We start from the raw sequence: 9,688 nt of genomic DNA on the forward strand, positions 1-9,688 counted from the left end.
TCGTGCTAAAGCTATTACTCAGCCTTTATTTGGCTGTGTTTACCAGCATCGTCGTGATCAATCAAGTGAGCGAAGCCATCTGGTCTCATTGGGTGCATTCTGCGCCCGATGAGTTGCGACACGCAAAAGCGGTCGCCAACACGCTCAAAGCGAGTATTTCCTCACACAACTTACCCCAAGAGTCAGAAACCCTGAAAGTACTCGACATGGATGATGTCGCTTGGCTACCTGAGCAAGCCAGCACATTAATGCAAGGGGGAATTTTGACGAGTTTTGATGATGAAGGTAGTGCATGGCTCACTTTCAAAGTACCAAATTCAACCTCATTGCTACAATTGGGGCCACTAGCGCCAGCGGCTTCCGCTGCTAATAAAGAATGGGTTATCAAACTGCTTTCGTATGCCGTGCTCGCGTTTTTACTTATGCTGTGGATAAGGCCGTTGTGGCTCGATTTATTGCAACTGAGATATATCACCGAAAACCTCACTCAAGGTCAGCTACCCAATGCGGCCCGGCATTCCCGGTTTTCTGCTATTTCAAATTTAACCGAGCAGATCCGCGATTTAGCGTCTCAAGTAGCAAGGTTAATTGAAAACCAAAAGTTACTCGTCAATGCCGTTTCCCATGACCTACGCACGCCACTTGCCAGACTTAAATTTGCTCTCGCCATGCTACCAGAACAAAGCCGTGAACAAGCAAACGATATGGCAGATGATGTGGTCGAAATGGAAGCCATGATAGACGAAATGCTGGCTTACGCACGCCTTGAATTTGAAGTAGATAAACTTGAAGTAACACCACTGGATCTTTGCGCGCTTGTCGACGAGCAGATAAACAAACTCAGTAAGCTCACCGATAAACAAATAACTCTTAATAAAAAGAGCACGCAGGTTATCGTCTCAGGTAACGCTCACTACCTCTCTCGAGCCATTCAAAATATTGTACAAAACGCCGATAAGTACGGTCGCTCAAACATCGAAATTAGTCTTGAATGTGACAAAAGAAGCGCTTATCTTCATATCGAGGATGATGGCGATGGGATCCCTAAGTCTCAGTGGGAATCGGTTTTTATTCCGTTCTCTCGCTTAGATGAAAGTCGCAGCAAAGATAATGGTGGTTATGGCCTAGGACTAGCTATCGTACGCAAAATCGCCACTTGGCATCGCGGCAGTTGCCATGTTGGGTTTTCCGAACTTGGCGGCGCGAAGTTCACTCTGACTTTGCCCTGCTCTTCATCTTGACCCCGAATATACACACACCTGCAAACTTATATGCGTGTATTCGAGGCATATAGAGGTCAACGCAGCCCTAAGGGATAACAACGGCTAAAGAGCAAGTTACAGTTGCTATCCCAATTTTTGGACGATTAAGTGCGGATACGAGCTGGTGTCAGAGCTGCTACCAATAACATTCCTGCTATTAGTCCATACGGCAACCCAATCTCTATTTCATAAATAGCAGTTCCAACAATCGGACCCATAACAATACCCATTCCTTGCGCCGCTGATATCGTTCCGGCAGCCGCACCTTGCTCATCAGCCTCCACCGAATTGGCAGCCAAAGCAGAGACAGACGGATATATCCATCCCATACCAAAGCCAGCGACACCATAGCAAACCCAGAGCAAGATGGGCGCTGATGCGAAAATCGCAGAAACAAATCCAGCGGCAGCGATGACTCCGCCGAATTGAATTAGTCGCGCAGGCTGCCATTCAAGCTTCTGTAGTGCCACTTGCGCGATAATCAGTGCCACACCAACAGTCGCGAGTGCAATACCTGCAGCGCGCGCAGTTTCAGCAGGATCAAGCTGAAGCCTATCAAGGACAAAAAAGCCAACCGTGATCTGCGCAACAGCCACGCTAAAAGCGGCAATAAAAGCCACAGTAACAGGTCTACGTAACCTTGCATCCGTTAAACGAACCCGGTTGTTGCTGGGTTTCACATGTCGTTCGTACTTTGGCAGTACCCACCAAAGAACAATCAGAGCAATGAGGGGCAACATTGCTGAAATATACAAAGGCATGCTTAAGCTAAAAGGCCCAAGCAGTCCAACAAACCCAGGACCAATCACCATACCAGCTGCACTTGACGCACCAATCCCCGCCATCGCTGCCGCACGTTGTTTAGGCACAACATGATCCGCGACTAGAGCAGCACAGGTCGCCGGTACCGCAGCATAAAACATCCCAGCGAATCCACGTCCAACCACTATGCCTGCAAATGCAAGCACGGGCACTATTGCGGTCTGCATCGCAAAGTCGATAAAGGCTGCTAACGATGCATAGCTAATGACAAAACCTGCCAGTCCAAAGAGTATCACCGGGCGCCGACCTTTTCGGTCACTAAGGCTTCCCCAGAACCGTGCCATAATAACCCAAGCAATCCCAGCAACTGTCATCGCCGCGCCAATTTGCCAAGCTTTGAGCCCAATCACATGAGCAATAGGACCTGCTAACGCAGTAAACCCCATTACAGCCATAGTACAAACAAATGTCTCAAACATCAGCGGCTTCAGACTAAATGCATCACCCGCCTCTTGCACCCTCTCATTGTTGACTAAATTATTCATTTACTTTCCTGTTAATAATGCCAGTACGTATTCCATTTACACAAGTTGCATAGACTGTGTATTCCAAAGGTGCGTGTAGTGCCCTCCATGCGCTAACAGGCGATGGTGACACCCCGACTCCACTATTTTACCTTGCTCAAGTACGATAATGTTATCAGCCCCTTCTATACTAGAAAGCCGATGTGCAATGGTGACCACGGTACGATTTTGCAACAGGTTTTTCATGGCGATGATTACCTCTGATTGAGTAATAGGATCGAGTGAGGCTGTGGCTTCATCAAGCAGTACAATAGGCGCATTTTTTAATAGCGCTCGAGCAATCGCAATACGCTGCCTTTGGCCACCAGACAGCAATAAGCCCCCATCGCCAACTCGGGTATTTATGCCATTTGGTAAATTATCGATAAACTCTAAGCAATTAGCCGTTTTACACGCCTCTATCACTTCTTCATCGCTGGCATCAAGCCGACCAATACGAATGTTTTCAACAATACTGGCATCGATTAACTGGATATCTTGAAACACCATACCAACTAACTGATGCACACCCTTTGAGCCAATGTTTTTAAGATCTAGGCCACCGATTTTCACACAACCTGAATTAGGGTCAAAAAAGCGTGCGCACAAATTTAATAATGTTGATTTACCACTACCTGATGCGCCTACAATGGCCATTGTAGTGCCTTGTGGCACACAAAAACTCACATCATCTATGACCTTTTTAGACCCATGTTGAAACGATACTCGCTCAAACTCTATATCAAAATTGCTTGGTAATTGGGGATTATCTGGCTCAGCCAGCACAGGCTCATTTAGAATAGACTCAAGCTTGCGCTCAGACTGCATAGCCAGACGTAAAACCGTTAGATATTCGCCAACTTCTTGAAGGGGCTCGAGTAGTTTTATTAGCAGCAGGGCAAATAGAATAGTGGTGAAATCTATACCTGAAAAACGGTGCTCTGGTAAGGTTATGGCTAACATTATCACAAACATACTGAGCGCCATATTTAGCACGATGCGATAGGTTAATACGGGACCGGCTCCCCACATTTCCACTTGTAGGCTATGCTGCTTTGTTTTCTCTAACTGCTTGGCGAGGTGGGACAACCATACTTGTGCTTGGTCATATAACTTGAGGGTTTTTAGTGCTTCAATATAATCGGTAATGGCGCTGGCACTTTGGCGATATGATTGCTGCTTAGCCATAGCAACTTGCACAAACTTTCGTTTCGACACTTCCATCACCCAAAATGCCAAAGGCAATAGTATCAATGTACTAATGGCATAAATAGGATTGATAAATAACATCACCACCAGACCAATCACAGGTGCCACCAAAGCAGAAATCAAATCGGGAGCGATATGGGAAAAAATACTCTCAATTTTTTTTATATCCTCAGTGAGTATTTCTAAAAACTCGCTACTGTGAGTACGCCGCATACGTCCGAGAGGCAGTTGTCGCACATGATTAATCAATTTAATACGATACGCATGGACAACCTGATAACTGCCTACAAAGCTTTGATATTGGCCTATATATGCACATAGCAGTTGCATTACAAAGCAACCACCTAGAGCCATAAAATAATCCATTGGTGTCGAAAGCCAAGGCACCATTTTTGACGTGGTTAAAAACTGCTGTTGTAGCCAGTGGAAACATAATAGCAACGGTGCAATTGCTACACTACGTTCTAACACTCGAAAAACAACGCCAGTATAAAAGCGCCACTTACCAGAGCTTGCGTGTCCTATTACTCGAGCAATACTCAATAATGCTTGTCTGTCCATTTAAGCCTCATAGTTTATAGATTGGAAATCTGACGAGCCGTTTACCAGACGTTGTTGCTCTCCTTCGCCGTGTTGCAGCAACCAACTGCGGCGATAATAGTCGCAACTCGATAACAACTCGTCATGAGTTCCCTGTGAGACAACTTTCCCCTCTTTCAAGACAAGGATCTGACCGATACTTTCAAGGCCAAGATACTTGTGGGTGATCACCAAGAAAGTAGTGCTTGGATAATACGTTTGAATAGCCTGATAGAATTTGGATTGTGTCACATTGTCCATTGCCGCCGCAGCTTCATCTAAAATCACCAAAGGGGGAGCGGCCAACAAAGCACGTGCAATAGCAATACGTTGTTTTTCTCCCCCAGACAAATTTTGTCCACGCACTTGTACCTGTGTTTCGAGACCTTCAGGTAATTGGCTTATCCAGTGCTTTATTTGAGCAGTCATAATGGCACGCTCTAGTCCATCGGGGCTAACATGGCTGCGACCAAACAAAATATTATCTCGTAACGTGCCCTCAAATAAGTAGCATTCTTGCGTTACCACACTCATAAACTGCGATCGGACACTATCACTTAGTAAATTCACATCCTGCCCGAATAGTTGCACTTTACCTGATGAAGGAGACAATAAACCACATGCCAACATAGCAAGCGTAGATTTACCGTTACCAGATGCACCGACTATAATATTCAATGAATTAGGCACTAGCTTAAAGTGCACATCAGCTAAAACCTGATGAGAATGGTAAGCAAAATCCACATTATGAAACTGCATTAGAGGCAACTTTTTATCGGCTTTAACAGGTGCGCTAGATGAATTAGAAAAGCGCGCCATATAGATAGGTGTGATCCGTTTAACACCAGCTAGTAGCTCATTTGCCTCCATAAAAAAGCGACTCACTTTGATGATTGGATTAAGCATCCCAACAGCCAGTAATATACTTAAAACAACCTGCTCAGTAGTAACACTTTGCGCACTATGTAAACTAATCGCAGCAGGTAACAAGCAAACAAAAGATGCACTCAGCAATGCGGTGTATAACGTCCAGCCTGGCACCGTTTGGCCGGTGAGTTCGAGCACCAACTTCTGGTATTGACCCAACTTTCGATTTAAAACGGCAAATCGTTCACTGTCTAAATTATATAGCTTCATCAATGGCATATTTTTAACATAGTCACTTAGTGTCGTGGTCAAATCCTCTGACACAAGGCTAAAACGCTCATACTGACCAGCTGTTTTATACATAAATAAACTACTAATAAAAAATGCTAACGGCACAACTGCAACCGTGCTGAGAGCAAGCCGCCAGTCTATAAAAGCGATCACCGTAAAGACCACAAAAGGAGTAAGGATTGCGTTAAACAACTCTACACTTTGATGGGCTATAAAGTTTTCAATATGCTCAACATCTTGCAATATATTTTGTTTTAAAACGGCGGGGTTTTGAGCACTGAACCATATTAACGACATATTTGCCAATTGACTTGCGAGTGTCATTCTAACTTCAGTGAGCACTTTAAAAGAGACTTGGTGACTGAAGTAATAGGCGCCCATAGCACACCCAGACTTCAATAAAATCGCGCCAAAAGTACCTGCTGCAATCCACAACAATAGTTCCATGGAGGTCGATAAAGGGTTAAGTAAGGCTTGGATAGAAAGAAATAACAAATACACAGGCACGATTTCAAGCAAAGTGACAAACACCATTAAGCTAAAAGCTATCAACATCTTGCCTTTATAAGGTGCGCAGATAGTAAAAATGATAGACCAAGGACTGCAATGTCCGTCGGTTTCATGCGACTCAACACGCATATACCTACTCCGTTAAATGCGGTTAAAAATAGGTCGTATAAACTAACCCGAAGCGACATTAACACGGAGCAACCAAACAAATATGCTCTTGCCGATCCGCTAGCTTTTCGAGATATCAGGTTTAAATCAACCAAACGTGAAACTTGAACAACAGAGTCAGCCATTAAAGGCCGGAACAAATTCCTTGTTTGTATCTCTGGTTTATGCCGTCAACTTTTACCACACGGTGATTTATCTAATCACAATAAAAAATAGCGATAAGCCTACTGCAGCAATCCAAGCAACTCTCCCCATATCCGTTCAATATCCCCCAGATCGGAAGTAAGTATAAGTTCTCTGATATGCAAGCAAATTTCCCCGAAAAAATTACCGATAGGGGCATACAACAACTTTTTGGGGTGGGAACAAATTGTCCAAAAACATATTTTTTGGGCAAGAAAATTTCATGACAAATAACACTCGCAGTTACTAAGGCTCAAAGACCAACCGCGATCGTGCTTCATAACCGGAGAATAATAGTGAAAACAACAATTGATACGCCAGTCCGGCCGAAGGCTGAGCAAGACCTCTATATTGAAGAGAATATTTGGCAGCAACAAAGTCTCGGTTCCCTTGTCGCCGACTGGCGATCTCAATTTTCAGATAACGTCGCCCTGATAGAAGGTGAAACGGAACTCACTTACGCTCAGTTTGAGCAACGCGTGATAACGCGCAGCGCTGGGTTTCGCAATATAGGCTTAAAAGCGGGCGACCACGTTATGATGCAACTGCCCAATTCTCTCGATTTTATAATTAGTTGCTTCGCACTGTTCCAATTAGGTGTCATTCCAATTTTGGCCATGCCTGCGCAGCGAGAGTCCGATATTGCAGCGTTGTGTGAACTCAGTAACCCTGTGGCATACATAGTACCAAGCAGTTATTTGGGGCACGACTATGTTGCTATGGCCCAACGTATTGTGTCCGCATGTTCAAGTATTGAGCATATCTTGGTCGCGAGTGATACACCAACCTCCACTCCATATACATCCCTTTCTCAGTTAGACAGTACCGAGCACATGCAGGTTTCTAATATCGATCCAACATCCACAGCTCTCATGTTGCTTTCTGGTGGCACCACAGGTACACCTAAACTTATTCCACGCAGCCACAATGATTATTACTTCAATGCCAAGGCTTCTGCCGAGCTATGTCAATTTGATGAGCAAACCACTTATTTAGCGGTTTTACCAATCGCCCATAATTTCCCTTTAGCATGCCCCGGGATCATTGGCACACTTTGTCAGGGTGGAACGGTGGTGCTATGTCCAACACCTGGACCAGACGAAGCGTTTCCACTTATAGAACAACACAAAGTTACTCACACCGCTTTGGTACCCGCTTTAACAAAACTATGGCTTGAGGCTAAACAATGGGATGACACCGATATAAGTAGCCTGCAACTGCTACAAGTGGGTGGTGCTAAGTTCACTGCCGAGCAAGCGATACAAGTGCCCGATGTACTTGGTTGTCAACTACAACAGGTGTTTGGTATGGCCGAGGGATTACTGTGCTTCACCCGCTTGGATGACCCGTTAAATGAAGTAGTGCATACCCAAGGCCGCCCACTTTGTGACTTTGATAAAGTACGCATTGTTGACGAACAAGACAACCCCGTAGCGCAAGGTGATGTTGGTGAGCTACAAACCAAAGGTCCTTATACCATCGCGGGTTACTACAAAGCACAAGCACATAACCAAACAGCCTTTACCACCGATGGCTTTTACCGTACGGGTGATTTAGTGCGTGTGAACCAAGCTGGTAACCTAATTGTTGAAGGGCGGATCAAAGAACAGATTAACCGAGCAGGAGAAAAAATCGCTGTCGCAGAAATAGAACAACGACTGCTCTCCCACCCCTATATTGATGAAGCCATATTAGTACCTGTACCAGACGCATATCTTGGCGAGCGTAGTTGTGCCTGCATTATTTCTAGTCAGCCCGTTTCCCTCAGTGAGGTCTATCAGCTGTTGCAAGAACAGCAAGTTGCACGCTTCAAATATCCAGATCAAATCATTTCACTCAGTTTTTGGCCACTCACCGCTATAGGAAAGATCAATAAAAAAGCACTGATTAAACGTGCTGAAGATGAGTATGTAGAGCCCAATATGAACCAATTAAAACCAATACCCTATATTGAAAAAACCATCTCTGTCCAGTCAACTTCAATGCAGTTAGCACCGAGGATTTCTGAGCTCAGTAGTCATCCATTTAAAGCCATATACGAGTGTAAGTCTGCTTGGTCTGTTGGCCTTGGCAAAGTAGCTGAACTATATTCCAACGGCAGCGAAATAACCTTACAACAAGGTGAAAAAACAAAACAGTTTAATGGCAAACCTTTTCCTGAGCTAATGGCGCAAGCACTGCAAAGTATTCAATTCGAAAACTGGCGGTTATATGGCGTAGCCAAGTTTGAACTAGCTAGCGTATTTCACGGTATTCAAACACGCACTGAGCATGAAAAGTCTTTACAATTATTTGTGCCAGAATTAGAGGTACGCCTTGAAGCAAATAAAGCGATACTGCGCGCGTTAACTGAGGCTGACCTCAAAGCGCTTGAAACATTAGTTTTAAAAGCAGATACATCATGCGTACAAACGGAAAGTGCGGCTGCACTTAAGCCTCTACAAACACCACAGATCAACACGCAATATAAAGATGAATACAAAACATCGGTTGCTAAAGCCATCGAAGAAATTTGCAACAGGCAATATCAAAAAGTGATCTTGTCTCGCCGTATTCATGTGCCAGACAGCATTTGTTTGAATAAGAGCTTCCGCTACGGCCGTTTACATAATTCGCCTGCACGCTCATTCCTCTACCAGTTAAACGACTTTTCAATTGCAGGTTTCAGCCCAGAAACCCTACTTGAAGCCAGCAACAAGGGATATATCAGCACACAGCCCCTAGCTGGTACTCGCTCACTTGGTAACTCGCCACAAGAAGAGCAGCAGCTACGAGAAGAACTTCTTAACGATACTAAAGAAATAGCGGAGCACGCTGTATCAGTAAAATTAGCCCAAGAAGAATTGGAGCAAATATGTGAACCCAGTTCAATTGCGGTAAGTGAATTTATGGCTGTGCGCCGTCGCGGCAGTGTACAACATCTAGCCTCTCGCGTTTGTGGTCAACTAAGTAATGGTAAAAACCCATGGCATGCATTTCAAGCGCTTTTCCCAGCAGTTACGGCGTCAGGGATCCCAAAACGCGAAGCCATAGAAGCCATATTGCGCCTTGAGCCAAATCGCAGAGATTGGTACAGCGGCTGTGTAATGATTGTAGATAATGACGGGTTTATGGACTCAGCTTTGGTACTGCGTTCAATTTATCGCGCCAATAACCTTACATGGCTGCAAGCTGGCGCTGGTGTCATTGACCAATCTAAGCCTGAGCGTGAATTGACAGAAACCATCGAAAAACTCAGTTGCATCGCCAACTACCTAATTGATGAAAAAACGTTAGAAGAGGCGCAGAGCTAAC

5 protein-coding genes are annotated in these 9,688 nt (G+C 44.7%); 2 read left to right on the plus strand and 3 right to left on the minus strand.

Features of this window, described 5'->3' with window-relative positions:
• Positions 1 to 2 precede the first annotated feature (2 nt).
• Complete coding sequence (locus DRB05_RS05920) at positions 3 to 1,241, plus strand: ATP-binding protein (RefSeq protein WP_128726098.1); 1,239 nt, start codon at positions 3 to 5, stop codon at positions 1,239 to 1,241.
• Between the two features lie 125 nt (positions 1,242 to 1,366).
• On the opposite strand, the gene DRB05_RS05925 is transcribed toward DRB05_RS05920, so the two are convergent.
• Genes DRB05_RS05925 through DRB05_RS05935 form a run of 3 tightly spaced genes read right to left on the minus strand, consistent with a single transcriptional unit; the run spans position 1,367 to position 6,172 of the window.
• Positions 1,367 to 2,569 carry an MFS transporter gene (locus DRB05_RS05925; protein ID WP_128726099.1) on the minus strand — a complete coding sequence of 401 codons (1,203 nt, stop codon included), beginning with the start codon at positions 2,567 to 2,569 and terminating at the stop codon, positions 1,367 to 1,369.
• 36 nt (positions 2,570 to 2,605) lie between these two features.
• A complete protein-coding gene (locus DRB05_RS05930; RefSeq protein ID WP_128726100.1) occupies positions 2,606 to 4,357 on the minus strand; it encodes an ABC transporter ATP-binding protein in 1,752 nt (583 codons plus the stop codon).
• Positions 4,358 to 6,172: an ABC transporter ATP-binding protein gene (locus DRB05_RS05935; RefSeq protein ID WP_128726101.1), complete on the minus strand. Its 1,815-nt coding sequence runs from the start codon at positions 6,170 to 6,172 to the stop codon at positions 4,358 to 4,360.
• Between the two features lie 518 nt (positions 6,173 to 6,690).
• On the opposite strand from DRB05_RS05935, the gene DRB05_RS05940 reads away from it, so the two are divergent.
• Complete coding sequence (locus DRB05_RS05940) at positions 6,691 to 9,687, plus strand: salicylate synthase (protein WP_128726102.1); 2,997 nt, start codon at positions 6,691 to 6,693, stop codon at positions 9,685 to 9,687.
• Position 9,688: the final 1 nt, after the last annotated feature.

Origin of the sequence: Pseudoalteromonas sp. A757 (assembly GCF_004103285.1) — a bacterium.
Taxonomy (GTDB): Bacteria; Pseudomonadota; Gammaproteobacteria; order Enterobacterales; family Alteromonadaceae; genus Pseudoalteromonas; species Pseudoalteromonas galatheae.